Source organism: Jiella mangrovi, from assembly GCF_017815135.1.
GTDB lineage: Bacteria > Pseudomonadota > Alphaproteobacteria > Rhizobiales > Rhizobiaceae > Jiella > Jiella mangrovi.
In genome coordinates this window covers 120,832-146,134 of record NZ_JAGJCF010000014.1, presented here as the reverse complement: position 1 = coordinate 146,134, position 25,303 = coordinate 120,832, and the positions used below count along the sequence as shown (strand labels likewise).

Sequence of the window (25,303 nt, the reverse complement as noted above, 5' to 3'; positions counted from 1 at the left end):
AGGGCGGAAGGCGCCGGGTGCGCAAAGCTCTCTACATGGCCGCCCTCGGTGCCATTCGCGCAAACACCCGTTTCAAGAGCTTCTTTCAAGCCGTCGCCGAAAGATCGGGATCGAAGAAAGTCGGCATAATCGCCGTCGCCAGAAAGCTTCTCACTGTTCTCAACGCCATGCAGAGAGACAGAAAGGCGTTCGAATGAACACAGTTGCCAGGCGCTTACCGAAATCGGCTCAAGAAAACCCTCGCCTAAAACCCGCCGGTCGCCGATCCGCTACGTGGACCGAGCGTGCCGTCGCAGTCTCGCCTCACCCCATGAACTGCCCGCCATTCACCTCGATGACCTGTCCCGTCAGATAGCCCGAGAGCTTCGCGCTCGACAGGAACAGATAGGCCGGCGCGCAGTCTTCTGCCGTGCCGAGGCGTTTCAGCGGAATCGACGCGGCGGTCGCGTCCAGCTTTTCCTGCGAGGAATAGCGGCGGTGGAAGTCGGTCATGATGGTGCCGGGCGAGACGGCGTTGACCCGCACGTGATCGGGCGCGAGCTCGCGGGCGAGCGCCCGGGTCCAGGTCGAGATAAAGGCTTTGGATGACGAATAGAGCGAGGAGCCGGGCGAACCGCCGACGATCGCCGAGATCGAGGAGGTGTTGACGATCGCGGCGCCGCCTTCGGCCCTGCCTCCCTCTTTCAGCGCCGGCAGCAGCGCCGTCGTCGAGGCGACGACCGAGCGGACGTTGAGATCGACCACCCGATCGAAGGCCGCCGCATCGACGTCGCCGGCCGCAATGCGGCCGACCATGGTGCCGGCATTGTTGACGAGGACGTCGAGCGGCCCGTCGAGCTCTTGCAGCACCGCCGATCCCAGCCGCTCGCCGCCGTCCCGCTCCGCCAGATCTCCCGCCAGAAGCGTCAGCCGGTCTTTCTCGGCCTCAGACAGTCCGACGAGGAGATCGTCTTCGGCGTGATCCAGCGTGCGGCCCGCATGGGCGATCACCCGGGCGCCCGTCTGCAGGAAGCCGCGCGCCACGGCCGCGCCGATGCCGCGACCTGAGCCGGTGACGACGACGGTCTTGCCGGCGAAAAGCCTCGTGTCAAAGCCGTTCATCGCGTCACGCCTCCGATCGACGGCGCAGATCCGGACCTCGCCACCTCACTCTTTCTGACGGCACCGCCCCTCCGGAACATGGCAAGGACACCCGCGACCGCCACCAGCAGCCAGCCGGCGATCAGCATCGTGCCGCCGGTCGGCGCGGCATTGGTGAAGAGCGAATGCCCCTCCGCCGCCCGGGTCGCGAGATCGCCGGAGAAGAGCACGACGCCGACGATCGCCGCCATGCCGGCAAGGCCGAGCAGCCTTGGCGCGCGGTCGAGAACGGCGGCGAGACCGAGGAGCGCCGGCCCGTGAAACAACGCCATGGAGGCTGCGATCGCCACGAACTTGCCGTCGCCGCCACCATGGGCAGCCAGCGCCGCCCCGGCGACGCCCGCAGCGCCGAAAAGCCCGGCGAAAAGGATGAAGAGCCCGGAAAGAACGCGCTGGCCGCCTTGGGACATTCTCTAGTCTCGCTTCGTCTCGGTCACGTCGCCCGCATTGAGGGCCGGATGGCCGCTGGCCGGCGTATGGGCATCGCGCGTCGTCGCTTCCATCTCAGGCATTTCATCCAGGACGGAGCCCGGCCACATCCTGTAGCCGACGGTATAGGCGGCCTTGGCGAGAAGATGGGCCGAAAGCGGCGCGGTCAGGAGGAAGAAGGCGATGGCCGCGATCGCCCGCAGCGCCTCGGGCGAAGAATCGGAGACGAGAGCGAGCGCGAGCAGCGCCATGCCCGAGCCGACCGAGCCGGCCTTCGAGGCGGCATGCATGCGGGTGTAGAGATCCGGCAGGCGCAGGATGCCGAAGGCCGCGATGGCGGCAAAGGCCGATCCGCCGAGGATCAGGAGACCGGCGAATATCGTCAGGATCGCTCCGATCATCGGTGCCTCCCCGTCTCGGCGATGGCGGCATCGCCTGTTTCGTTCGGATCGCCGTCGATCTTTCTCAGATCCTTTTTCTCGTCGTCATCCGCCGTCTTGCCCCGGGCGAGAATGAACCGGGCGAAGGCGACCGTCGCCAGGAAACCGACGAGGCCAAGCGCGATGGCGATGTCGACATAGAGCGTGAAGCCGGTGTCGATGCCGATGACGGCGATGAAGCCGATGGCGACCGAGGTCAGCATGTCGAGCCCGAGCACCCGGTCCGGCAGGGTCGGCCCGATGATGATCCGCGCCGTGGTCAGGAAGAAGGCGATGCCGAGCATGACCAGCGACAGGGTGAGGCAGACGTCGAGAAAGGTCTTGGCGAATTCGGTCATCTGAAGGCCTCGAGGATCTTGCGTTCAAAGCCATTGGCGATGTCGGCCTTGGTGCCCTCGGGGTCGGAGCAGTCGATGGCATGGACGTAGAGGGTCGAGCGATCCTCCGAGACGTCGACGGAGAGCGTTCCGGGCGTCAGCGTGATCAGATTGGCGAGCAGCGTGATCTCGAAATCGCGGTCGACCTTCAGCTCATAAGCGAAGATGCCGGGAGTGAGGTCCATTTTCGGCGACAGGACCAGAACCGCGACCCGCCAGGCCGACATGATCAGCTCGTAGAGGAAAAGAAAGAACAGCGAGCCGATCCGCCAGAACCGGCCCATATAGCCGACCGTGCCGATCTCGCGGCGGATCAGATAAAGCGAGGCCGCGCCCAGAACGAAGCCGAAGACCAGATTGAGGAAGGTGAAGGAGCCGGTGACGACGGTCCAGGTCAGCGCCAGGACGATGTTGATCAGGAACAGGATCACGAGACGCCTCCGAACACCGAGCCGACATAGCCGGCGGGATCGACGATCCCCCGCGCGGCGACGTCGGTGAGCGCGACCAGCCATTGCGGCAGGACGCCCGCGACGACGGCGAAGACGGCAAGGATCAGAAGCGGCAGCATCGCCAGCATCGGCGAGGGCTCGCCCGCCGGTGCGAAGCCCGCGTTCGGCCCCCCCGCGACCGCCGGCTCCGGCGCGTTGCGCCAGAAGGCGAGCGCGAAGACCCGGGCGCTCGCCACCGTCATCAGGAAGCCGGTGAGAAGGATCACCGCGCCGAGCCAGGGCATGCCCGCCTGAAACGCGCCGCGCACCAGAATGACCTTCGGCCAGAAGCCGGAGAAGGGCGGCAGGCCGGAGACGGCGAAGAGAAACACCAGCATCAGCGCCGCGAGCCCCGGCCTTGCCCGCCACAGGCCGCCCATGGCGCGAAGCGACGACGAGCCGGAGATCCGCGCGGCCGTGCCGGCTGCGAGATAGAGCGCCGTCATGATGACGATCGAGTGCAGCGCGTAGAACACCGCCCCCGACAGGCCGATGACGAGGCTGTCCGAGCCGGGAACGAGCGGCGCGGCAGCCGCCGCCATGCCGGTCATCGGCGCCGTCCCGCCCGCCTGCGTCGCAGCGCTCGCCGCGCTCACGGTGGCGCTGGCGCCGCCCTCGCCGCCCGTCAGGGCGAGGCCGGCGAAGATCGTGCCGATGCCGGCGATGACGAAGTAGTTGAGGAGCCGCCGCATGTCGCTCTGCGCCAGCGCGCCGAAGGCCCCGACCAGCATGGTCAGCGCCGCGACCCATGAGATCAGCGTCGCGAGATCGGCATGCTGCGGCGGGAACAGCATCAGGAGCACGCGGATCAGCGCATAGACGCCGACCTTGGTCAGAAGTCCCGCAAACAGCGCCGAAACGACGAAACGCGGCGTGTGGTAGGAGGCCGGAAGCCAGAAGTTCAACGGAAAGGCCGCGGCCTTCATGCCGAAGGCGACGAGATAGAGGACGGCGATGGTGAGGACCGCGCCGTCGTTTTCGAGGCGCGCCGCCTTTTGCGCGATGTCGGCCATGTTGAGCGTGCCGACCACCCCGTAGAGATAGCCGGTGGTGATCAGGAACAGCGTCGTCGCGACGAGGTTGAGGAAGCAGTATTTGGTCGCGCCGTCGAGCTGTTCGCGCTCCGAGCCGAGGATCAACAGGCCGAAGGAGCCCATCAGGAGCACCTCGAACCAGACATAGAGGTTGAAGATGTCTCCCGTCAGAAACGCGCCCGACACACCGCCCATCATCAGGAACATGAAGGGGAAGAAGCCGTAGCGCCGCTCCGTCCGGCTCATCGAGAATGTCGCATAGATCGCCGAGGCCACGCCGACGAAGCCGGCGGTGGTGACGAAGAGCGCGCCCAGCATGTCGACGGTGAAGGCGATGCCGAAGGGCGGCTTCCAGTTGCCCATCATCATCGTCTGCGGCCCTTCGGCGGCGACCTTGAGAAGCAACAGAACGTCGGCGGCAAAGAGCAGCAGAAAGCCCGGGATCGCCAGCCATGGCTGCCAGTCGATGCGCTTTCGCATCATCAGAAGGGCGGCGCCGAACAACAGGCAGATCGCCACCGGCGCGATGACGAGATAATCCGACGGCGCCAGGGCGCCGTGCATCATCGCTTCGGCCTTGAGTTGAGCGGTGTCGGAGGAAGGAGAAGCCATGAAGCGTCAGTATCCCAGCGGCGGCAGGCCGTCATCCTCGGGTTCGGCGACACGCATCTCGTCGGTGTCGTCGGTGCCGAGGTCCTGATAGGCGCGATAGGCGAGCACCAGAAGGAAGGCGAAGAAGGAAAAGGCGATGACGATCGCCGTCAGGATCAGCGCCTGGGGTAGCGGATTGGCGACGGCGGCGAGCGGCGCCTCGGCGCCCTCGGGCACCAGCGGCGGCGCGATGGAGGAGACCCGGCCGGCGGCGAAGATCAACAGGTTGACGGCGTTGGACAGAAGCACGACGCCGAGCAGCATGCGGATGATGTGCTTCGACAGGAGCAGGTAGAGCGAGACGGCGAAGAGGCAGCCGACGACGAGGCTGAGGGCGGTTTCCATCAGTCCGACTCCCTCTCTTCCAGGGCGAGCGCGATCGAGGCGATGCCGCCGACGACGACGAGATAGACGCCGATGTCGAAGATCAGCGGCGTCGACAGCGCGACTTCGGTGCCGAAGATCTTGGGGAAGACCCACAGCCCGGTCATGAAGCCGGTGCCGGCGAAGACGGAGAAGATGCCGGCGACCACCGCCAGGAACAGGCCCGAGGCCGAGATCGCCATCGGATGGAACCACAGCGCCCTGCGCACCGCCGCGACGCCGCAGGCGATGCCGTAGATCGCCAGCGCCGAGGCGGCGATCAGCCCGCCGATGAAGCCGCCACCGGGATCGTTGTGGCCGCGCAGGAGCACGAAGATCGAGAACAGCACCATCAGCGCGGTGAGATAGGGCGCGGTGAAGCGGAAGATGACCGTCCTCATGGCGTCGTCTCCATCGGGTCCGGCTGGGCTTTTGCCCTGCGCCCGACCCGGATGCGGATGAGCGCAAGAACGGCGAGGCCCGTCGTCATCACCACGGCGATCTCGCCCATCGTATCAACCCCGCGGAAGTCGACGAGGATGACGTTGACGATGTTTTTGCCGTGGGCGATCGCATAGCTGTATTCTTCGAAGAAGTCCGACAGCGCCGGATCGAAGGGCCGCTGGACGATCGACAGGAGGAAGACGGCGAAGCCCGCGCCGCCGGCCAGCGCCAGCGCGGCGTCGGGCAGCTTCTCGCGCAGCGGCCGGTGATCGGCGGGCGAAAGCTTCAGCCGCGTCATCACCAGAGCGAGGATGACGACCGACAGGGTCTCGACCATGAACTGGGTGAAGGAGAGGTCCGGCGCGCCGAGCAGCATGAAGATCAGCGCCGTGCCGAAGCCCTGGATGCCGAGGGAGACGATCGCCGTCAGCCGGTTCTTGGCGACCACCACCGCGACGATGCCGACGAGGATGAGAGCAAGCACGAGCCATTCGGGCAGGCGCAGCTGAGGCATCTGCGGCTCGGCCGGCAGTGCGCCGCCGAGGATCATCGGCACGAACAGGGCGGCGGTGATCGCGATGACCGTGATGGTCATGTAATAGTCGAGCCGGCCGGACTGCAGGCGGTTGGTGACGAAATAGGAAAACCGCAGCAGGCCGCGCATCGCCTGGTCGAAGCCGTGATCCGGCCCCCAGCCGACGGAAGCGAGGAAGCGGCTCGTCGCCGCCCGCACCCCGTTCGAGGCGAGATAGATCACGATGCCGAGTGCGATCGTCGCCAGCGACAGGGCAAAGGCGAGGTTGAGATGCGGCACAAAGGAGATGTCGATCTCGACCGGCTGGCCATAGGTTGCGCTCGCCATCGGCCCTGAGAACAGCGCGTGATAGGTCTCGTAGAACAGCGCGCCGAGAAGCCCCAGAACGCCCAGCACCAGCGGCCCGAACCAGATAGTGAAGCCGCCCTCATGGGGATGGTCGATCGTCTCCGGCAGCTTGCCGACGAAGGGCTTCAGCGCGACGATGAAGGCGGCCGCGAACATCAGGGCGTTGCCGAGGATCGCTGCGGCCATCAGCGCGATGTGATAGGCGTCGCCATATTCGAGCGCGTGATAGATCTCTTCCTTGGCAAGGAAGCCGACGAAAGGCGTGATGCCGCCCATCGACAATGCGCAGAGCAGCGCCGCGGCAAAGGTGATCGGCATGTGTCTGGCCAGCCCGCCAAGCCTGTCGATCTCGCGGGTATGGGCGCCGTGGTCGACCGATCCGGCGACCATGAAGAGCCCGCCCTTGAACAGCGAATGGGCGATCAGATAGAGCACCGCGCCGATCAGCGCATATTCCGTTGAAACCCCGATCAGCATGACCAGAAGGCCAAGCGACGAGACTGTCGTATAGGCGAGCGTGATCTTGATGTCGGTGGCGCGCACCGCCAGCAGCGCGCCCATGACGAGGGTGACTGCGCCGAAGGCCGGCAGCACCGTCGTCCACAGCGCCGTGTCGCCGAGCGCCGGCTGCATGCGCAGGAGGAGGTAGACGCCGGCCTTCACCATGGTCGCCGAGTGCAGATAGGCCGAAACCGGCGTCGGCGCCTCCATGGCGTTCGGCAGCCACACGTGAAACGGCATCTGCGCCGATTTGGTGAAGGCGCCGCACAGGACGAGAATGAAGATCGGCAGGTAGTAGGGGCTCGTCCGCAGAGCATCGCCGGCGGCGAGCACCTCGGTCATCGAGTTCAGCCCGGCGAGTTCGCGAATGAGGATGAAGCCGGCGAGGAGAGCAAGCCCGCCGCCGCCGGTGATCGCCAGCGCCTGGATCGCGCCGCGCCTCGCCTTCTCCCGCTCGTGATCGAAGCCGATCAGGAGGAAGGAGGTGATCGATGTCAGCTCCCAATAGACGAACAGGGTCATCAGATCGTCGGCGAGAACGAGGCCGAGCATCGAGCCCATGAACATCAGCATGAAGGAGAAGAACCGGCCCTGGTCCCGATGCCCCTTCAGATAGCCGCCGGAGTAGAGGATGATCAGCGTGCCGATGCCGGTGATCAGAAGGCCGAAGGTCGAGGCGAGGCCGTCGATGCGGAAAGAGAAGCGAACGTCGAAGGCGGGAATCCAGTCGAAGCCGAACTGGACGACACCGCCGCTCGAAACCTCCGGCAGGAAGGAAAACAGGATCGCGAAGGCTGCCGCCGGCGCCAGTGCCAAAACCCAGGCGGCATGCGCGCCGATGATCCGCTTCAGGATCGGCGCAAGCGCTGCTGCGACAAATGGCAGGGCAAGGGCCAGTATTCCTCCGGTCGTCGCCTCGATTTCCGCCATTCGTCTTCCTTGCCGTTGCCATGCGAAGCCCGAGCCGAGGGGAGGCGCTTCGCTTTTCGTGTATAAGAAGCGAACAAGCTCCGGGCAAGGATGTCAGGCGCGAGAACATCTGAGACGGGCCGGTTTCCCGGTCGTCTGACCGCGACGCTTGCGAAGCCGGCCGTGATCTCCTACCTCCGGCGCGGTCTTCGCTTCGCCGATTTGCCGAAATTTTCGAAACAGTTTCGTCACCCTTCGCGGGACGAACGGTCGCGATGAACCGGCAAATGGTGGAAACTGGCTGCAAACTCGACCGATACCGGCGCGAATCCGGCCCTCGCCCAACCTTGAAGAAGCCTGGAACCCTGCCCGTGACGAAACGCTTCGCTCTTACCGCCGATCTTCCCAAGCCGCCGCTGCCCGAGCGCAGGCCCCTGTCGGACAAGCGCCACGGCCGCGAACGGCTCGACGACTATGCCTGGCTGCGCGCCCACAACTGGCAGGAGGTGTTCAAGGACACCAGCCTTCTCGATCCGGCGATCCGGGCCCATCTCGAGGCCGAGAACGCCTATCAAAAGGCCGTCATGGCCGGGACGGAGAGCCTGCGCGAGACGCTCGTCAAGGAAATGCGCGGTCGGATCAAGGAGGACGATTCCTCCGTGCCGGCGCCCGACGGCCCGTTCGCCTACGGCATCGCCTACCGCGCCGGCGCGGAATATCCCCGCTTCGTGCGGCAGCCGCGCGAGGGCGGCGAGACCGAAATCCTGCTCGACGCCGAGAAGGAGGCGGCCGACCGGCCCTATTTCTCGCTGGGCGGCGCCAGCCATTCGGGCGACCATCGCTGGCTCGCCTATGCCTATGACGACAAGGGTTCGGAGTTTTATACGCTCAAGATCCGCGATCTTGAGACGGGCGAGGATCTTGCCGACGTCGTCGAGGACACCGGCGGCGGCGGCGTCTGGTCGGCGCGCTCGAACGGCGTCTTTTACACGCGGCTCGATTCCAACCACCGGCCAAGCCGGGTGTTTTATCACAAACTCGGCGACAACCCGCAGAACGACGCGCTGATCTACGAGGAGACCGATTCGGGCTTCTTCATGGGCGTCGGCAAGACCCAGTCCGACGAGTTCGTTGTGATCGACATCCATGATCACGAGACGTCGGAGTGCTGGCTGATCCCCGCGTCCAATCCGGCGGCCGAACCCCGGCTCCTCGCCGAGCGCGAGACCGGCGTCGAATACGACGTCGACGAGGGTGGCGGCACCCTTTACATCCGCACCAATGCCAGCGGCGCCCGCGACTACAAGATCGTCACCGCGCCCGTCGACGCCGCCGGCCGCGATGAATGGACCGACTACGTGGCGCACGAAGACGGACGGCTGATACTCGATCACTTCGTCCTGAAGAACCATCTGGTCTGGCTGGAGCGACGCGAGGGCCTGCCGCGCATCGTCGTCAAGCGCCTGTCCGACGGGGAGGAACATTCCGTCGCCTTCGAGGAAGAGGCCTATTCCCTCGGCCTTTCCGGCACCTACGAATTCGACACGACGACGATTCGCTTCACCTATTCGTCGCTGACGACGCCCTCCCAGACCTTCGAGTATGACGTCGAGACCCGCGACCGGACGCTCCTGAAGACCCAGGAAGTGCCCTCCGGCCACGATCCGCACGACTACGTCACCCGGCGCATCTTCGCGCCGGCAAAGGACGGCGAGACGGTGCCGGTCTCCCTGCTCTATCGCCGCGACACGCCGCTCGACGGAACGGCGCCCTGTCTCCTCTACGGCTACGGCTCCTACGGCATCACCATTCCGGCGGGCTTCAACACCAACATCCTGTCCCTGGTCGATCGCGGCTTCGTCTATGCCATCGCCCATATCCGCGGCGGCAAGGACAAGGGCTTCCGCTGGTACGAGGCCGGGCGGCGGCGCAACAAGGCGAACACCTTCACCGACTTCATCGCCGCGGCCGATCATCTCGTCGCCGAGAACTTCACCTCCCATGAGCGGATCGTCGCCGAGGGCGGGTCGGCGGGCGGAATGCTGATGGGCGCCGTCGCCAACATGACGCCGGAAAAATTCGGCGGGATCGTCGCGGTGGTGCCCTTCGTCGACGTCCTCAACACGATGCTCGACGACACCCTGCCGCTGACCCCGCCGGAATGGCCCGAATGGGGCAACCCGGTGCTGTCGGGCGAGGATTACGAGGTGATCGCGTCCTATTCCCCCTACGACAACGTCAAGTCCCAGGCCTATCCGCCTATGCTGGTGCTGGCCGGCCTCACCGATCCGCGGGTCACCTATTGGGAGCCGGCGAAATGGGTGGCAAGGCTCCGCGAATTGAAGACCGACGACAATCCGGTGCTCCTGCGCACCAACATGGATTCCGGCCATGGCGGCGCCTCGGGCCGCTTCTCCAAGCTCGAGGAGGTCGCCTTCGTCCACGCCTTCGCGCTGCGGCTGATGGGAAAACTGGCCTAGAGCATGATCCCGAAAGTGGGGACCGGTTTTCGGAAAAGATCATGCCGAAACAAGAGGACAGAGCGGGAGGGGTGAGCGAAGCTCATCTCGTCCCGCTCTGGCGCCATGCGTCCTGTCGGACGCTACGATACGCGACAGGATGCTCGAGGGCCGGCCACGACCTGATCGAGAAGGCGCCGCGCTCGACGCTTCGTCATTCTCGGGCCCCGTCCCGAGGATTCAGAAACATTCGACGAAACAAAAGCTTGATCGGCGTACTGGATGCTCGGGACGGGGCCCGAGCATGACGAGCGCGATAAGAACGGGCGCCTGATCTCGAAGTGTCCAGCCCTCGATATGCACCGTTCGACGAGACTGTCGTTGACTGCGGTCGGACGCGCAAAGGATGCTCTGACGCCTTCGGTCCCCGCATCGTGCTGCCGCGCCGGACCGCCGGAGCGTCTGTCATGCGCAAGCGGGTTCCGGCGCCCGCCTTTCCAGGCCTGCCGGAACACGCCGATGTCGGCTTCCATGTCACCTGTGCATGGCAGGCCTCGGCCGGAGCCGAATGCCGAGCGCCGCTTCCCCGGTTTTGCGCAAGAGGAACGCCAACGAGCGTCAGCCCGCCGGTATCGCCGACCCACAGGAAGCATCACCGGGGCAGAATCATCGGATATGCGTTCGAAGCTGATGTGATCCTGCTTCAGGCGATCGCCGAGCGCGGCTCGTCGCGGCCACCGTCGCGCTGCTCCATCTTTTCGGCATTGACGAGTTCCGCCTCGGCTTCCTCGAGGGTCAGCCGCGCCGCGTTGATCTGAACCTTCAGATCCTTGGCCGAATTCATCAGATTGTCGCGCCTCAGCCGTGCCGCCTTGGCGAAGGTGGAATAGGCGAAATGGCTGATGTCGGTGATCCCCGACTTTTTTTCCTCATTGTGGATCTGCGTGTCGAGTTCGACGGCCATCCGGGAAAAATCTTCCAGCATGAGTTCGAGCTGTTCGACCTGGCGGCGCTTCTCCAGCACCTTAAAGCGCGTCAGTCGCACCATGTTGTCGCGTTTCATACACACACCCTCAACTCATGGCCTTGCGAAACAAGGCGCTTGAAACTCCGCGCTGGAAACGGCCTCGGGCAAGGCTCGTGGCCTATGCCCTTAACCGTCTGTTTACGCGCACGGTTAATCATAGGGTCGAGGGTTTAAGGCGGGGTAAACCGAACATGGCCATGTCGATTACGAAAATCGGATGCGGCCTGAGGGCTACGCCGGCTTCTCAACGTTCAGGCCGCGATGCCACTGCGGTCTGGGTCCATGATGGACCAGGAGGATTTGTTAACCATTCAGTGCCAGTTTGGGCCAAACGATGACAAAAACAATTGCGCCGAATTGCCCGGGTTCGGCTCCGCTGGCTGAGAGGACTTTCTGATGCGCGTTCTTTTGATCGAAGACGACAGCGCGGTCGCCCAGAGCATCGAACTGATGCTGAAGTCGGAGAGCTTCAACGTTTATACGACCGATCTCGGCGAAGAGGGCGTCGATCTCGGCAAGCTCTACGACTACGACCTGATCCTCCTCGATCTCAATCTGCCGGACATGTCCGGCTATGAGGTGCTGAGGACGCTCAGGCTCTCCAAGGTCAAGACGCCGATCCTCATCCTTTCGGGGATGGCCGGCATCGAGGACAAGGTCCGCGGTCTCGGCTTCGGCGCCGACGATTACATGACCAAGCCCTTCCACAAGGACGAGCTGGTCGCCCGCATCCATGCGATCGTCCGACGCTCCAAGGGCCACGCCCAGTCGGTCATCAACACGGGCGATCTGACGGTCAATCTCGACGCCAAGACCGTCGAGGTCGCCGGTCAGCGGGTGCATCTGACCGGCAAGGAATATGCGATGCTGGAGCTCCTGTCGCTGCGCAAGGGCACCACGCTGACCAAGGAAATGTTCCTCAACCATCTCTATGGCGGGATGGACGAGCCGGAACTGAAGATCATCGACGTGTTCATCTGCAAGCTGCGCAAGAAGCTGGCGACGGCCGCCGACGGCAAGAACTACATCGAGACGGTCTGGGGCCGCGGCTACGTGCTGCGCGAACCCGAGGAAGTCGCCGCCTGATCGAGGGCTCTCGCCCTCCCATCACAGACCAAACGCCGTGGATCCTTCGGGAACCGCGGCGTTTTCGTTTTTTCAAGCCGGGCATCTTTCACCGGAAGGGCCCGCCGGGTCTCGGCGCAAGCTCAGGCCGCTTCGTCCTTGCGTGGCCGACGGCTTCGCCGGACCGGAACCTTGCGAGCAAGATCGATCTCGATCGTTTCGTCGCCGGGCATTTCGGCGATCACCCGCAGCCGGCCGCCAAGGCCTTCGACATAATCGTTGAGGGTCGACAGCAGCATGTCGTCCCGGCTCTCGAGGCGAGAGACATTGTGCTGCGACATGCCGGTGGCTCGAGCGACGTCTTGCTGGGTCATTCTGAGCGCGTTTCGCAGCTGGCGAAGACCTTCGGCGCGCAAAAGCGTCTTTGCCCTTTTCTCGATGCGGCCGCGGCGCTCAGGATCCAGTCCCTGCTTGACGTCGTCCAGGCTACGCATGTCCCATCTCCTTCAAATGTCTTTCGTAACGGGCATCGGCGAGCGCTATCAGCGCGCCGTAGAACCGCTTCTCTGGCTCTTTCCCGCCTTGTCGCCGCCGCAAAGGACGATCGCCCGTCTGCGAGGATCGAAGGCGAAGGCAAAGCGCCAGACACCGTCGCTCTGCCTCCATCGAAGCTCCTTCATATTGGCGTGCTTCGAGCCGTTGAGCGTATCCACCTTGGGGCGCCCGAGATTCGGTCCGAAATTCTCCAGGACGGTCAACCGGGCCAGCAGTTCGTCCTGCGAGGCCTCATCCAATCGCGCAAATTCCGGATCAAAATCCGGATGGAACAGAACCTGCCAAGGCATGAGTCGACATACCACAAGAAGCATATGCACTCAAGGAGATATGCTTCTGGGCTCACGAGGCAGTCGAAGCCGTCGAGCGCAAGGGCAGGCTGATCTCGCCTCACCCCGCCCCGATCGCCGTGCCCGCCGCCAGCACCAGCGCGCCGCCGACCACCACCTGGACGGCGGCCCGCAGCACCGGCGTTTCCATGAAGCGATGCTGGATGAAGACGATCGCCCAGAGTTCGAGAAACACCACGGCGAAGGCGATGGTCGTCGCCGTCCAGAAATCGGGAATGAGATAGGGCAGCGCGTGGCCGAGGCCGCCGACCGTGGTCATGATGCCCGAGGCCAGGCCCCGCTTGATCGGCGAACCGCGCCCCGAGAGCTTGCCGTCGTCATGGGCCGCCTCGGTGAAGCCCATGGAAATGCCGGCACCGACGGCCGCGGCGAGGCCGACGAGCAGCGTCGTGTGCGGGTCGCGCGTGGCAAAGGCCGTCGCGAAGATCGGCGCCAGCGTCGAGACCGAGCCGTCCATCAATCCCGCGAGCCCCGGCTGGACGAGGGTCAGGATCATCTGCCGCCGCGCCGTCCGGTCCTCCGCCTCGCGGGTCTCGCCGCCCAGATTGGCCTTTGTCAGTTCTTCGGCCCTGTGCTCATGGGCCCGCTCTGCGGCGGCAAGATCGCCGAGCAGGCGCCGCGTGCCGGCATCGCTGGTGCGTCGGGCCGCGGCCTCGTAGAACCGCGCCGCGTCCTTTTCCATGCGCTCGGCCTCGGCGCGCATGCGCTCCAGTCCGAGATTTTCGATCAGCCAGATCGGCTGGCGGGAGACGTAGTCGGCGACGTGCTCGCGCCTGATCAGGGGGATGGTCGGGCCGAAGCGGCGCTCGTGCTCGCCGATCAGGGCACGGCGGTGCCCGTCTTCCTCCTTGGCCATCTCCCGGAAGATGCTGGCGGTGGCGGGATAGTCGGGCTCCAGCCGCTCGGCGTAACCGGCATAGATCCGGCCATCGTCTTCTTCGGCCGAGATCGCCAAAGCGAGGATCTCGCGCTCGGAAAGATCGGAAAACCGGCGTCGGCCCGGAGCGAAAGAAAGCATGGCGACCTCCAGCGGCAGGGGCGCCCCGCAATCGGCGACGCCGCAAGATTAGAATATCTCTAATCTAGGCGGCATTCGTCCCGAAGTCAGGAGCCCCACGCTGGCCTTGACGCCGCCAAAGCCGCAAAAATTCCCGAGACCTTCAAGCGGACCCGCTCAGCCTTCGCCCGCCAGCACCTTCAACGCCTCGGCGGCGTCCAGCCGGCCATCGTAAAGGGCCCGCCCCGAGATCGCGCCCTCGAGCTTGACCGCATCGGGCATGGTCATGCGCACGACGTCGGCGATCGAGGCAAGGCCGCCCGAGGCGATGACCGGGATCGCGACCGAATCGGCCAGTTCGATGGTGGCCTCCCAGTTGATCCCCGCCAGCACGCCGTCCCGGTCGATGTCGGTGTAGATGATCGCCGCAACGCCCGCATCCTCGAACCTGCGGGCGAGATCGACGGCGGAAAGCTCCGACGTCTCGGCCCAGCCCTCGACCGCGACCTTGCCGCCCTTCGCGTCGATGCCGACGGCGATCTGTCCGGGAAAGCGCGTCGCTGCCGTCTTGACAAGTTCCGGATCGCGCACCGCGACCGTGCCGAGGATAACCCGCGAGAGACCCTTCTCCAGCCAACGCTCGATATCGTCCATCGTGCGGATGCCGCCGCCGAGCTGCACCTTCATTTCAGTGCCCACCGCGCCAAGGATCGCATCGACGGCCGCGTCATTGACCGCCCGGCCGGCAAAGGCGCCGTTGAGATCGACGACATGGAGGTGGTCGAAGCCGACGTCCCTGAACGCCCGGGCCTGACCGGCAGGATCGGCGTTATAGACCGTCGCCTCCTCCATCAGGCCAAGTTTCAGGCGCACGCAGGCGCCATCCTTCAGATCGATCGCCGGAAAAAGGATCATTGCGCCAGCCCCGCCGCGTTTCAGACAGGCCGGACGGTTCGACTATCCGGCGGCACCCACCTGTCACACCCCGAACCCGGCGGCAAGTCGGTGGTCTGCTCGCCGGGCCGGGCTTGGCCAGTCTCAAAAGGGCGACAGGCGGCCGAGCGTCGCGTCGAAGCCCGTCACGGTCCGCGCGTAAGTCGCCGCCAGAAGGTCCTTGCCGCCCTCGAGGGTTCGATCGACGAGGCCGGCTTCCTCGTGAGACGGCGAAGTTCGGGCAAAGGGCTGCGGGCTTCGCGCCTTGCTCCAGGCGTCGGCGGCTTCTTGCCCGTTCCCGCTTCGTTTGGCGCCGAACCCGGCCTCGGAGAGCAGCGGATCGCGGGAATCGCAGGCCGGCTGGCAGGCGGTGAACAAAATCACCCCCGCCGGCATGGCGGCTGCGGGAGTGGCTGCGGGCGCGGGCGGCACGGCAGAGGCGTCGCGCGCCTTCGATCTGTCGGACATTCCCGAAGCAAGCGCGACCCTGGATGCGTCATCGCCGGCCTCGAGCACGCGCACCGTCTTGCCGCCCAGAACCACCGGGCTGTCGGCTTCAAGACGTGTGACGCGTTCCGTCTCCTCGGCGGAGCGCTCCGGCTCGGCATCAGGGCCGAACAGCGCGTCGTATATCCCGGCTCCGCCTCCAATCGCATGCAGACCGACCATGACCGTGCCCGATATGATCGCCTGCAGCGCCAATCGACTGGCCATGGAGCCGACAAAGCGTCTGACTGGTGGTTTCGACAAGACCATCAAGCCCCTCCTTGCGAACGAATGTTTCTTTCGCGCCACAAACCGGCATAAATCCGGCTCGGCGGTTACGATTTGTGTCCGGGGCAGAAACGCCACGGAACGAGCCATTGCCACGCGCCGGCGTTTCGGTGTGTCTGCCGCAACCCAAGTGGCACCACAGCACCCCGGCCGAAACCGAATGACGACCCCTCTGCCCCGAGACCTCGCCGCCCGGCTGATCACGATCGAGACCGTCGCCGATCCGCGCATCGCCGGGTATCGCAACATTCGCGAGCGTGACCTCGTTCGCCAGGGCGGCTTCATCGCCGAAGGCACCGTCGTGCTCGACCATCTGCTCGTGTCCGGGCGCTTCGCTGCGACCAGCCTTTTCATCCTCAGGAACCGCGTCGAGGGGATCGCCGACCGGCTGGCCCTCGTTCCCGAGGACGTGCCGATCTACGTCGCGGAAAACGCGGTGATGGACGCCATTGCGGGTTTTGCAGTTCATCGCGGCGTCCTCGCCCACGCATCGGAGCGCGCGACCGACACCGATCGGACGCTGGCGGGCTTTCTCGACGATGCGCCAAAGGGCGGCGGGCCGCTGGTCGTCGCCATCGGCCTTGCCAATCACGACAATGTCGGCGCGCTCTTTCGCAACGCGGCGGCATTCGGGGCGTCCGGCGTCGTGCTCGACGGGGCGTCCTGCCATCCGCTCTATCGCAAGGCGATCAGGGTTTCGGTCGGCACGGCGCTCACCCTGCCCTGGCATCACGGCGCGATGGCATCAGACATCGCCGACGCGCTGGAGCGCTCCGGTCATCTGCCGATCGCGCTTTCGCCAAAGGGCGAGATGCAGTTGACCGAGCTGACGAAAGGCGAGCGGCTGGCCCTGATCGTCGGCAGCGAGGGGCGCGGCCTTCCCGACGCCCTGCTCCGGCGCTGCCGGACGGTGCGGATCGAGATGGCGCCGGGGATCGACAGTCTCAACGTCGCCACGAGCGCGGCGATCGTTCTGGCAAAGCTTTATTCGGCCGCCTGATCGCGGGCGTTTTCGCGCAGCTGCCGCACCCTTGCCGCCAGCGACGGCCTTGCGCCATCGCGCGGTCCGGAGGCATCCGTGTCGAGAATTGTCCCGAGCGGAGAGCGCGGTCCATCCCTTGCGGCGGTGAGCGCGATCACCTGCGCCGCAAGTTCGCCGACCCGCTCGCGCAGCTGCGCGTCGCTGAGATCGGCCGAAAGGTCCGGCTGCGCGGAAACGCCGAGGCTTTCGGCAAGCGACGGCGAAGCGTCCTTCGCTCCATCGCTGTCCTCCGTCCGGCCCGCAGATACCGGCGGATGGGCGGGCTCCGGCAGAGTTGCCGCGCCGAGCGCGGCTGCGTCCTGATGGGCGCGGGCCGACGGCTTGGCCGGCCGATCCGCTTCGGCCCGCGGCTTCGGCGCCTCGGGCTTTTCGTCCGCATCGGGGGCCGGCGCCTCGTCGCTGCGGCGGCCAAAGCTGGACCGCATCGCGGGACGAAGACGCAGCGGCCTGTTGCCGCCGGTCCCATCGTCCGCCCGTCCCTCCTGCCCGGATGCGGGCCCGGCGAGAGACGGCGCGGCGCGGGCGCCGGCACTCGCCGCCTCGCCGAGAAGCCGGGCGATCTGATCGTCCCGCTCCGAAAGCTGTTCCGACAGCCGCGCAAGCCTGTCGTCGAGCCGTTTTCCGGCGTTCTTTTCCTTGGCGAGCTGGGCCTCGAGCGCGCTCAGCTCGCCCTGCAGACGTTCGATCGCATAGCCGCCCTCGCGCCTATCGCGTTCGCCCTCGCGAACCGCGTCCGAGAGCTCTTCGATCCGCGCTTCCTGCTCGGCGATGGTCGCCCGCCGCTCCTCCGCGATGGCGCCGAGTTCGGAAAACCGGTCGGCCAGGGCATCGAGTTCGTCGGAGGTCACTTCGAGGTCATGGCTGACCGCGCGAAGCTGTCCTTCGAGTTCGTCGATCTCCGCCTCGCGCAAAACGAGCCGCTCGCTCACCTCGTCAAGATCGGCCGAAGTCTGGGACAGCGTATCGGACAGGACGGTGTTGCGGGCGAGAAGCTCCGCATTTTCGCCGGCGATGCGGCCCGCCTCGGCCCGCGCGAGGGCGGCCTTCTCGCTGTCGGCCTCGGCCTTCAGCTCGCGGCGCCTCGCAGTCAGCGCGGCTTCGGCGCGAACATGATCGAGGCTGGCGCGGATCTCGCGCGCCGAGGCGGGGATGCTGGCACGGTATTCCCTGAGAGCGAGCCGGCGCGACCGCGACCAGAACAGCGGAGACACGACAAGCGCGATCAGCGTTGCCGTCAGAAAGCCGAACACGAAGGTTAGGGCGGTGGCGATCATCAAATTTCCGGGGCTGCGCGTCCTTCACCCCGACATATAGAGCATTTGACGGCCCGTTGCGCGCTTCGACGAGCGCCAAGGCCGCAAAAAGCAAGGTCCTATGGTGAATAGGTCACGGAGCACGTCGCCGTTTTCCGTTCCCCATCGATCCGGAAGCGTGACGGCGCGCCGGTTGAGACCAGAAGACGCGCCGAAGCGATGTCAGAACGGGTTCCAGGTCGGCATCGGCGTCAGCTTGAGATAGCCGACATTGAGGCCGAGACGGGCGCCGACGCCGGTCTTCACCGGAACCAGGAGGATATTGTCGCGGGCCAGAACCGTCATGCCGAGGCCGCCGACGAGATAGGCGCTGCCGGAAACGCCGCCGAAGCGGCCGAAGACGGCATCGACCGAGGGCAGATTATAGACCAGCATCATGGTGCGGGCGCCATCGCCACCGAAATCGAAGCCGAGCGAGGGGCCCTGCCAGAAGATCTTCCGCTGGCCGGCATTCTTGGTATAGAGCGTGCCCTCGCCGAAGCGAAGCCCGCCGATGAAGGCACCGGAGCCCTCCTGGCCGAGGATGTAGCCGTTCGGCAGGCCGTAGCTCTGAAAGGCCCGCTCGATGAGCTGGGCGAGCCCTCCCGAGGCAGTACCAAAGAACTGCTGGCCGGTATTGATCACCTCGTCCATGGTGTAGCCGTCCCGCGCCACCTGGGCGGTGGCGGGCGCGACGGCCGAGGCGGCAGCCGCAAGGCCGATGAGGGCCGCGGCGAGAACATTGCGGAACGTCCCGATGATCGAGCGCATGATCCATTCCTTTCGAAAGGGCTGACCGGTTCGGCCAAAAGCGTGACAATCTTGTCCCTTCCGCCATTTTGGCCCGGCCGTGGTTTCCGAATGGCTAACGCAATGCCATTAAGATGACGTTTCATCCTCGTCGGAGCCGGTTTGCCGGAGCCGGGATCGTCCCCGAAGCGTCTCTCGGTTGACGCGCCGCCGCCATGGAATCATGGTCGGCGGACGAGACGGGGGATGATTCGCCTTCGACGACCGGACAGACATCGGCCAACCAGCGGACGGTTCGACCATGACCAGCCTGCCTTCAATTTCCTCCGCGGAGCTTGCGGCGCTTCTGTCGAGCCGCCTGTGCCACGACATCATCTCGCCGGTCTTCGGCATCCAGAGCGGTCTTGAGCTCCTGGACGACATGCCGGGCGACAAGGAGTCGATGGATCTCGTCCGCTCCTCGCTGAAGGCGGCCGTGGCGAAGCTCCAGTTCGCCCGCATCGCCTTCGGCGCGGCCGGATCGCAGACCGCTTCGATCGATCTCAACGACGCCAAGACCGTCGCGACCGGCTATATGGACCACGAGAAGGCCAACCTCGTCTGGGAAGGCGAGCCAGGCTACGTGCCGAAGAACTACGCCAAGGTCGTCCTCAACGTCCTGGTGATGGCGAGCGCGTCGATCAGCCGCGGCGGCGAGGTCAATGTGAAGATCGCCGGCATCGAGCCCTTCGAGGCGACGATCTCCGCGACTGGCCAGCGCATTCGCCTGCAGCAGCGGCTGGTTGCGATGCTGGACGGGACCAATGGCGAGGAGCCGATGGACGCCCAGGCGATCCAGCCCTACTACGCGCTGTTTCTCGCCGAGGAGGCGGGGCTCGCGATCACCTATGAGAAGACGGACGAGCGCGTCGTCTTCACGATCGCCCCCAAGGCGGCGACGCCCGAAGCCTGATCGCGGCGCGGCGAAACTCCGGCTGCGCGGCTCTCTCGGCTTTCCGAAACATCGAGCGCAGACTTCACGATGGCGTCATTCCGGCTTTAGAGCGCCGTGCGTCCGAATGGACGCACAAAGGACGCTCTAACCTATTGAATCACCGCATCGTGCTTTCCAAAAATCGATTCCGATTTTTGGGCCGATGCTGTAGGCCGGGATGACACACCTGCGATATCCGGACAGCGGGCAGGTGACCGGCTGCGTCAGTACCCCCCTTCTCCCTATTCCAGATAGCCCCGCCCGGCGGCCGGCAACAGATCCTGTGCGATCTCCGCCGCCTTTTCGACGAGGTCCGCCGACAGCCGATTGCCATCGACCTTGAGCGGCAGCGGCGCATCGCGCCAGGCCCCGCCATGCGCCGCGAGATGGTCCATCGCCCGGTTGGCATTGGAAAAGGCGTTGGCGCCGCCTTCGCCCTGCGCCGCCTCGAACACCGCCGCGACGGCCCGCGACAGCCGTGCCGACAGAGCCTCCGCCTCGGCGCTCCTGCCTTCCGCCTTGAGTGCCAGAAGTTGCCGCAGCGGCTCACCGATGACGTTGCCGGTCGACAGCAGCCAGCCGTCATAGGGGCCGTCCGGTTTCAGCGCCTCCAGATATCCGCCCTCGGCCCCGCGAACTAGCGCCACGTCGGCGAAGTCGAGGCCGCTTTTTGCCACCGTGTCTTCGCCGCTGGAATCCTTGAAGAGGCCGACGCGTGGCGAGGCGGCGAGCCTCGCCATCGTCTCTGGCGCGATCCGGCAGCCGGTCACCTGCGGCAGCTGATAGACCGCAATGGGCAGCCGGCTGGCGAGAAGCACCGCCTCATAATGCTCGACAATCGCATCCTGGCTGGCTTGCGCGTCGACCGGCGGGCACACCACGGCACATGTCACCCGCTCCCGAAGGTCCGCATCCTTCGCCAGCCGCTCTTCCAGATGGTTCAGCCTGGCGATCACCGCCTCGGTGGTGGGCCTCAAAGCCCCGAAGATCAAAGCAAGATCGAGACCCGCCATCTCGCGCGATGCGGCAAGATCGATCAGAGCGTCGAAACCGTCGTCCCCGAGCTCCCAGCCATCACCCGTCGAGCCTGCCAGCATGACCTGCCTGACGCTCGGACGAATCGTCCTGAGATGGGCGAGCATGCGATCGCGATCGACCGTTCCAGCGCCCCCTTGCGCATAGTGGGTCAGCACCGGGACGAAGAGTGCATCGGCAAGGCGGCTCGTCTTTGGCTCGGGATTCATCTTCGCTCCTCCTCACATCCGGTCCTCGAACCAATCTGGGCCGGAATGCGCCCTTCGTCCAACTGGCCGGTGAGGAGGATGACGGTCTGAAGCGTCGACGACGCAAAAAAGCCGGACCAAGGGCCCGGCTTTCTGGCAGTTCTGATCGATGCGGGCGGCGTTTCCGCCGCGCGATATCAGTTAAGGCGCTTGCGAACTTCCTGAATGGAATTATCGATGAACAGGCCGCTCGTCTCGCCGGAGTTGCGGTCGGCGATGATCTTGGCCGACGCCTCGATGGCGATGTTGACGGCCGAGGCCCGAACCTCGGCGACGGCGTCGCTCTCGGCCTGGGCGATCTTCGCCTCGGCCATGGCGGTGCGTCGCTCGACGTAGTCCTCGTTGCGCTGGCGCGCTTCCTTGAGCATCGCATCGGCCTCGCGCTTGGCGGCGGCGATGATGTCCTTGGCTTCCTGCTCGGCCTCGCGGCGGCGGCGCTGGAATTCGGCAAGCTGCTGCTTGGCCTCTTCCTTCAGCTCCCGTGCCTCCTCGATCTCCTTGCGGATCTTGGCGGCGCGCTCGTCGAGATTCTTGCCGATCTTCGTCGGTGCCTTGATGTAGAAGACCACGACGAAGAACAGGATCAGGCCGACAAACGTCCAGAATGTATTGTCCATGGGTCGTCTCCCCTCAGCTTCCGGCCTGATTGACGGCGCTGGCGATCTCGTCCTGGCTGGCTTCGATATTGGCGACTTGGCGCAGGATCGTGTCGGTGACGTCGCGGGCGATCCCGTCGACCTCGCCGAGCGCCGAGCGCTTCACCTCGCCGATGCGGGCCTGTGCGGCTTCGAGCTTCTCGTCGAGCTCGGCATCGAGACGCTTGCGCTCCTTCTCGGCATCGGCCTTGGCGGTTTCGCGCGCGTCCTGGGCGATCGAATGTGCGCGGTTGCGCGCCTCGGTCAGCTCCTGCTCGTAGGCGGCCTTGGCCTCGTCCGCGTCGGAGCGCATCCGCTCGGCGGCTTCGAGATCGAGAGCGATCCGATCACGCCGGTTTTCCAGGATGCCGCCGATGCGCGGCATGATCACCGTCTTCAGCAGCCAGTAGAAGACGCCGAAGGTGATCGCCAGCCACAGGAGCTGGGAGGGAAAATATTCGGGATTGAACGGCGGAAAGCCTTCCCCGTGCTCATCGGGGGAGATCGTGCCCTCGTGATGGGTCACGTTCGCGCCCTCGGCCGTCACCGGCTGGTGGTCGGTCGTTTCCCCATCCTGGGCAAAGGCTTGCGTGACGAACATCGCGGGTCTCCGGCAAGAACGACCGGCGGCTTCGTGGGCCGCCGGTCAAGAACGTCGTGTCGGCTCGTGGCTCGCCTTAGACGGCGAAGAGCAGCAGCAGCGCGACGAGCAGCGAGAAGATGCCGAGCGCTTCCGTCACCGCGAAGCCGAAGATCAGGCGGCCGAACTGGCCGTCGGCAGCCGAGGGATTGCGCAGCGCGCCGGCGAGATACTGGCCGAAGATCGTGCCGAGGCCGATTCCGGCGCCGCCCATGCCGAGGCATGCGAGACCGGCACCGATGAACTTTGCTGCATCCGCTTCCATGTTGACTACTCCTTTGAACGGGTTTGATATCGGCGGTTGTTCGGGCGCCACCGCGCCCAGGCGAAGGGACCGGACCGGATCTGCGAAGAAACGATCAGTGGCCCGGGTGGATTGCGTCGTTGAGATACATGCAGGTCAGCACCGCGAAGACATAGGCCTGCAGCGCGGCGACCAGGAACTCCAGCGCCGTCAGCGCGACGACCATCAGGAGAGGCAGGATCGAGCCGAGGATGCCCAGCGCGCCGAAAGCACTCAGCGAAACGATGAAGCCGGCGAACACCTTCAGCGTGATGTGACCCGCCAGCATGTTGGCGAAAAGACGAACCGAGAGCGAGACCGGCCTCGAGAGGAAGGACACCACCTCGATGAGGACGACCAGCGGCATCAGGATGCCCGGCACGCCCTCGGGAACGAACAGCTTGAAGAACTTCAGGCCGTGCTTCGTGAAGCCGTAGCCCACGACGACCGCCATCACCAGCATGGCGAGAGCGAAGGTCACGATCAGATGGCTCGTCACCGTGAAGAAATACGGGAACATGCCGAAGAGGTTTGCGACCAGGATGAACATGAAGATCGAGAAGACGAAGGGGAAGAACTTCATCCCCGCCGTGCCGGCGGCGTCGCGCAGCATATTGGCGGTGAACTCGTAGGTCAGTTCGGTGATCGACTGCCCCCTCGAGGGGACGAGGCCGCGCCCGCGCGTCGTGTAATACAGGAACGCGGCGGTGACCGCGACGGTCAGCACCATGAACAGGGCGGAGTTCGTGAAGGAAAAATCCCAGTCGCCGATCCGGATCGGCACGATACGGTTGATCTGGAACTGATGGATCGGATCTGTCGGGTCGTATGCCAAACGGCCTGGTCCTTCGTCGAATGCCTGCGCCTGAATTAAGACGTTCTGCCCATAGCGTCCTCTAAGACACGAAGCAACACCCCTTCGTGGAGTTTCACGCCCGATTCTATCGGTTTTCGCCGTTATCCCTGGAAGCGTCCTTCGTGACCGGCGGTGCTTTCGCCAGCGGAGACGGCTTGGGCGAGACCGAACTGAGGACGTTTTTCACCCCCGCGGCAAAGCCGATCATCAGGAAGACGATCAGGCCAAAGGGCATGGTTCCCGCCAGCTGGTCGATTCCGTAGCCGATCGCCGCACCGACGATGATGCCGGCGACGAACTCCGACGCAAGCTTCAGACCCTCGGCGATGCCCTGCGTTGTTCCGGGACTGCGCTCTTTCTGGGCTTGCGAAGCGTTGCGGGCGCGATGTTCGGCGAGTTTGGCTCCGAGTTTTTCGCGCCGCGCGTCCCAGGCGTCCGTATCGCCCGGGGCGGGCACCATCGCCTTGGCTTCCTCGCCGCCTCCTGCCGTCTCTTTGTCTGCCAAGATCGTCGGTTTCCTCGTCACGTTGCCGGTTCGGGGCGCCGGTTCGGGGCGCCGGGCGCCTCTGCGGCGCACGGCCGAAAGCTTATCACCCAGCCCTTCGCAGGATCGGCCAGTTCAAACAAGCCGGCGGGACGCGCCGGCGCGCTCATTGCGACGGCGTCTTGGAGGACGCGCCCATCGAACGGCTCTTCAGGAGACTGGCGATCGTCGTGATCGCCAGAATGCCGACGATGACGCCCAGCGAAAACAGGGTCGAGATATGCGGCAGCCCTTCGATCGGCTGCCCGCCATTGATGAAACCGAGCGAGTTTTCCTCCAGCGCATGGAAGATCAGCTTCACGCCGATGAAGCCGAGGACGAGGGCGAGACCGACGCCCAGATAGACCAGCCGATCGAGCAGGCCGCCCAAGAGGAAGTAGAGCTGCAGCAGCCCCAGCAACGCGAAGGCGTTGGCGGTGAAGACGATGTAGGGCGCATCGGTCAGGCCGTAGATCGCCGGAATCGAATCGAGCGCGAACAGGATGTCGGTCATGCCGAGGGCGATGATGACGATCATCATCGGCGTGAAGTGGCGCTTGCCGTCGAGTTTCACCGTGATGGCGTTGCCATGGAAATCGGAGGTGACCGGCAGGTGGCTCTGGAACCACTTCACGAAGGCGTTCGGCTTGTATTCCTCGTCGGTCTTCTTGTGGCCGGAAAAGCTGTCCTTTGCCAGCTTGTAGGCGGTCCACAGGAGGAAGGCGCCGAAGATGTAGAAGACCCAGGAGAACCGTTCGATCGCCGCGGCGCCGATGGCGATGAAGATGCCGCGCAGGATCAGGGCGAGGACGATGCCGATCAGAAGCGCTTTCTGCTGGTCCTCCCCCGGCACCCGGAAGGCCTGCATGATGATGACGAAGACGAAGAGATTGTCGACCGACAGGCTCTTTTCGGTGATGAAGCCGGCAAAGAACTCGACGCCGTGGGTATGGTCCCAGAACAGAAAGACGCCGCCGCCGAAAATGCAGGCGAGCGCGACATAAAAGACGGACCAGATGGCCGCTTCCTTGAAACTCGGCTCATGGGCCTTTCTGACATGGGTAAGAAAGTCGAACAGGAAGAGACCGGCGATACCGCCGATGGTTGCGAGCCAGACAAACAACGGAACGGAGCCGTTGCCCGACGAAGCCGTGAAGAGATCTTCCAAGTGTCAACTCCCTTCGGCAAAACCGGCCGTGTGCCG

At 65.1% G+C, this 25,303-nt stretch carries 28 protein-coding genes and 1 pseudogene; 5 read left to right on the top strand and 24 right to left on the bottom strand.

What is annotated here, in order from left to right; all coding sequences use genetic code 11:
* Window positions 1-197 (top strand): annotated as a pseudogene (locus J6595_RS16840) (IS110 family transposase); the annotation flags it as partial.
* 106 nt (window positions 198-303) lie between these two features.
* Here J6595_RS16840 and J6595_RS16835 read toward each other — a convergent pair.
* Genes J6595_RS16835 through J6595_RS16795 form a run of 9 tightly spaced genes read right to left on the bottom strand, consistent with a single transcriptional unit; the run spans window position 304 to window position 7,683 of the window.
* The gene (locus J6595_RS16835) at window positions 304-1,101 is read right to left on the bottom strand and encodes an SDR family NAD(P)-dependent oxidoreductase (RefSeq protein WP_209595768.1); all 798 of its coding nucleotides are present in this window, start codon (window positions 1,099-1,101) and stop codon (window positions 304-306) included.
* Window positions 1,098-1,550: a DUF423 domain-containing protein gene (locus tag J6595_RS16830; protein ID WP_209595767.1), complete on the bottom strand. Its 453-nt coding sequence runs from the start codon at window positions 1,548-1,550 to the stop codon at window positions 1,098-1,100. Before J6595_RS16830 ends, J6595_RS16835 begins: the two co-directional genes overlap by 4 nt.
* Before the next feature lie 3 nt (window positions 1,551-1,553).
* Complete coding sequence (mnhG, locus tag J6595_RS16825; RefSeq protein ID WP_209595765.1) at window positions 1,554-1,970, bottom strand: monovalent cation/H(+) antiporter subunit G; 417 nt, start codon at window positions 1,968-1,970, stop codon at window positions 1,554-1,556.
* Window positions 1,967-2,347: a cation:proton antiporter gene (locus J6595_RS16820; RefSeq protein WP_209595763.1), complete on the bottom strand. Its 381-nt coding sequence runs from the start codon at window positions 2,345-2,347 to the stop codon at window positions 1,967-1,969. The genes mnhG and J6595_RS16820 overlap by 4 nt, the downstream gene beginning before the upstream one ends.
* The gene (locus J6595_RS16815) at window positions 2,344-2,817 is read right to left on the bottom strand and encodes a Na+/H+ antiporter subunit E (RefSeq protein ID WP_209595762.1); all 474 of its coding nucleotides are present in this window, start codon (window positions 2,815-2,817) and stop codon (window positions 2,344-2,346) included. The genes J6595_RS16820 and J6595_RS16815 overlap by 4 nt, the downstream gene beginning before the upstream one ends.
* Window positions 2,814-4,523, bottom strand: coding sequence for a proton-conducting transporter transmembrane domain-containing protein (locus J6595_RS16810; protein ID WP_209595761.1), 1,710 nt, complete (start codon window positions 4,521-4,523; stop codon window positions 2,814-2,816). Before J6595_RS16810 ends, J6595_RS16815 begins: the two co-directional genes overlap by 4 nt.
* Window positions 4,524-4,529: 6 nt before the next feature.
* Window positions 4,530-4,907: a Na+/H+ antiporter subunit C gene (locus J6595_RS16805; protein WP_209595760.1), complete on the bottom strand. Its 378-nt coding sequence runs from the start codon at window positions 4,905-4,907 to the stop codon at window positions 4,530-4,532.
* On the bottom strand, window positions 4,907-5,326 hold the full coding sequence (locus J6595_RS16800) for a Na+/H+ antiporter subunit B (protein WP_209595759.1): 420 nt from the start codon (window positions 5,324-5,326) through the stop codon (window positions 4,907-4,909). Before J6595_RS16800 ends, J6595_RS16805 begins: the two co-directional genes overlap by 1 nt.
* Window positions 5,323-7,683 carry a putative monovalent cation/H+ antiporter subunit A gene (locus J6595_RS16795; protein WP_209595758.1) on the bottom strand — a complete coding sequence of 787 codons (2,361 nt, stop codon included), beginning with the start codon at window positions 7,681-7,683 and terminating at the stop codon, window positions 5,323-5,325. Before J6595_RS16795 ends, J6595_RS16800 begins: the two co-directional genes overlap by 4 nt.
* A 266-nt stretch (window positions 7,684-7,949) precedes the next feature.
* On the opposite strand from J6595_RS16795, the gene J6595_RS16790 reads away from it, so the two are divergent.
* A complete protein-coding gene (locus tag J6595_RS16790; protein ID WP_209595794.1) occupies window positions 7,950-10,142 on the top strand; it encodes a S9 family peptidase in 2,193 nt (730 codons plus the stop codon).
* Window positions 10,143-10,824: 682 nt separating this feature from the next.
* Here the strand turns inward: J6595_RS16790 and J6595_RS16785 are convergent.
* Complete coding sequence (locus tag J6595_RS16785; protein WP_209595757.1) at window positions 10,825-11,184, bottom strand: flagellar export protein FliJ; 360 nt, start codon at window positions 11,182-11,184, stop codon at window positions 10,825-10,827.
* Window positions 11,185-11,544: 360 nt separating this feature from the next.
* Here J6595_RS16785 and ctrA point away from each other — a divergent pair, with 360 nt between their 5' ends.
* Window positions 11,545-12,234 (top strand): response regulator transcription factor CtrA, encoded by a 690-nt coding sequence (gene ctrA / locus J6595_RS16780; protein ID WP_209595756.1) that lies wholly within the window; start codon window positions 11,545-11,547, stop codon window positions 12,232-12,234.
* 122 nt (window positions 12,235-12,356) lie between these two features.
* Here ctrA and J6595_RS16775 read toward each other — a convergent pair whose 3' ends face one another.
* From J6595_RS16775 to J6595_RS16755, 5 genes are all read right to left on the bottom strand, one after another.
* Window positions 12,357-12,707: a helix-turn-helix domain-containing protein gene (locus J6595_RS16775; RefSeq protein WP_209595755.1), complete on the bottom strand. Its 351-nt coding sequence runs from the start codon at window positions 12,705-12,707 to the stop codon at window positions 12,357-12,359.
* 48 nt (window positions 12,708-12,755) lie between these two features.
* Window positions 12,756-13,007 carry a type II toxin-antitoxin system RelE/ParE family toxin gene (locus J6595_RS16770; protein ID WP_342453233.1) on the bottom strand — a complete coding sequence of 84 codons (252 nt, stop codon included), beginning with the start codon at window positions 13,005-13,007 and terminating at the stop codon, window positions 12,756-12,758.
* Window positions 13,008-13,158: 151 nt separating this feature from the next.
* Window positions 13,159-14,136 carry an iron exporter MbfA gene (gene mbfA / locus J6595_RS16765; RefSeq protein ID WP_209595753.1) on the bottom strand — a complete coding sequence of 326 codons (978 nt, stop codon included), beginning with the start codon at window positions 14,134-14,136 and terminating at the stop codon, window positions 13,159-13,161.
* 156 nt (window positions 14,137-14,292) lie between these two features.
* Complete coding sequence (hisA, locus tag J6595_RS16760; protein ID WP_209595751.1) at window positions 14,293-15,030, bottom strand: 1-(5-phosphoribosyl)-5-[(5-phosphoribosylamino)methylideneamino]imidazole-4-carboxamide isomerase; 738 nt, start codon at window positions 15,028-15,030, stop codon at window positions 14,293-14,295.
* A 123-nt stretch (window positions 15,031-15,153) separates the two neighbouring features.
* The gene (locus J6595_RS16755) at window positions 15,154-15,804 is read right to left on the bottom strand and encodes a hypothetical protein (protein ID WP_209595749.1); all 651 of its coding nucleotides are present in this window, start codon (window positions 15,802-15,804) and stop codon (window positions 15,154-15,156) included.
* 178 nt (window positions 15,805-15,982) lie between these two features.
* Here J6595_RS16755 and J6595_RS16750 point away from each other — a divergent pair, with 178 nt between their 5' ends.
* Window positions 15,983-16,822, top strand: coding sequence for a TrmH family RNA methyltransferase (locus tag J6595_RS16750; protein WP_209595747.1), 840 nt, complete (start codon window positions 15,983-15,985; stop codon window positions 16,820-16,822).
* Here the strand turns inward: J6595_RS16750 and J6595_RS16745 are convergent.
* On the bottom strand, window positions 16,807-18,138 hold the full coding sequence (locus J6595_RS16745; protein ID WP_209595746.1) for a coiled-coil domain-containing protein: 1,332 nt from the start codon (window positions 18,136-18,138) through the stop codon (window positions 16,807-16,809). The genes J6595_RS16750 and J6595_RS16745 overlap by 16 nt on opposite strands.
* Window positions 18,139-18,339: 201 nt before the next feature.
* On the bottom strand, window positions 18,340-18,927 hold the full coding sequence (locus J6595_RS16740) for a DUF1134 domain-containing protein (RefSeq protein WP_209595745.1): 588 nt from the start codon (window positions 18,925-18,927) through the stop codon (window positions 18,340-18,342).
* A gap of 280 nt (window positions 18,928-19,207) precedes the next feature.
* Between J6595_RS16740 and chpT the strand changes: the two genes are divergently transcribed.
* Window positions 19,208-19,858: a histidine phosphotransferase ChpT gene (chpT, locus tag J6595_RS16735; protein ID WP_209595744.1), complete on the top strand. Its 651-nt coding sequence runs from the start codon at window positions 19,208-19,210 to the stop codon at window positions 19,856-19,858.
* Window positions 19,859-20,121: 263 nt separating this feature from the next.
* On the opposite strand, the gene J6595_RS16730 is transcribed toward chpT, so the two are convergent.
* From J6595_RS16730 to J6595_RS16700, 7 genes are all read right to left on the bottom strand, one after another.
* Complete coding sequence (locus J6595_RS16730; protein ID WP_209595743.1) at window positions 20,122-21,123, bottom strand: dihydrodipicolinate synthase family protein; 1,002 nt, start codon at window positions 21,121-21,123, stop codon at window positions 20,122-20,124.
* A gap of 176 nt (window positions 21,124-21,299) precedes the next feature.
* Window positions 21,300-21,779, bottom strand: coding sequence for a F0F1 ATP synthase subunit B (locus tag J6595_RS16725; RefSeq protein WP_209595742.1), 480 nt, complete (start codon window positions 21,777-21,779; stop codon window positions 21,300-21,302).
* Window positions 21,780-21,792: 13 nt separating this feature from the next.
* Window positions 21,793-22,398: a F0F1 ATP synthase subunit B gene (locus J6595_RS16720; protein WP_209595741.1), complete on the bottom strand. Its 606-nt coding sequence runs from the start codon at window positions 22,396-22,398 to the stop codon at window positions 21,793-21,795.
* A 76-nt stretch (window positions 22,399-22,474) separates the two neighbouring features.
* Window positions 22,475-22,702: a F0F1 ATP synthase subunit C gene (locus J6595_RS16715; RefSeq protein WP_209595740.1), complete on the bottom strand. Its 228-nt coding sequence runs from the start codon at window positions 22,700-22,702 to the stop codon at window positions 22,475-22,477.
* Between the two features lie 94 nt (window positions 22,703-22,796).
* A complete protein-coding gene (locus J6595_RS16710; RefSeq protein WP_209595739.1) occupies window positions 22,797-23,555 on the bottom strand; it encodes a F0F1 ATP synthase subunit A in 759 nt (252 codons plus the stop codon).
* Window positions 23,556-23,661: 106 nt separating this feature from the next.
* Complete coding sequence (locus tag J6595_RS16705; protein ID WP_425342165.1) at window positions 23,662-24,081, bottom strand: AtpZ/AtpI family protein; 420 nt, start codon at window positions 24,079-24,081, stop codon at window positions 23,662-23,664.
* Window positions 24,082-24,226: 145 nt separating this feature from the next.
* Window positions 24,227-25,267: a TerC/Alx family metal homeostasis membrane protein gene (locus J6595_RS16700; RefSeq protein WP_209595737.1), complete on the bottom strand. Its 1,041-nt coding sequence runs from the start codon at window positions 25,265-25,267 to the stop codon at window positions 24,227-24,229.
* Window positions 25,268-25,303 lie beyond the last annotated feature (36 nt).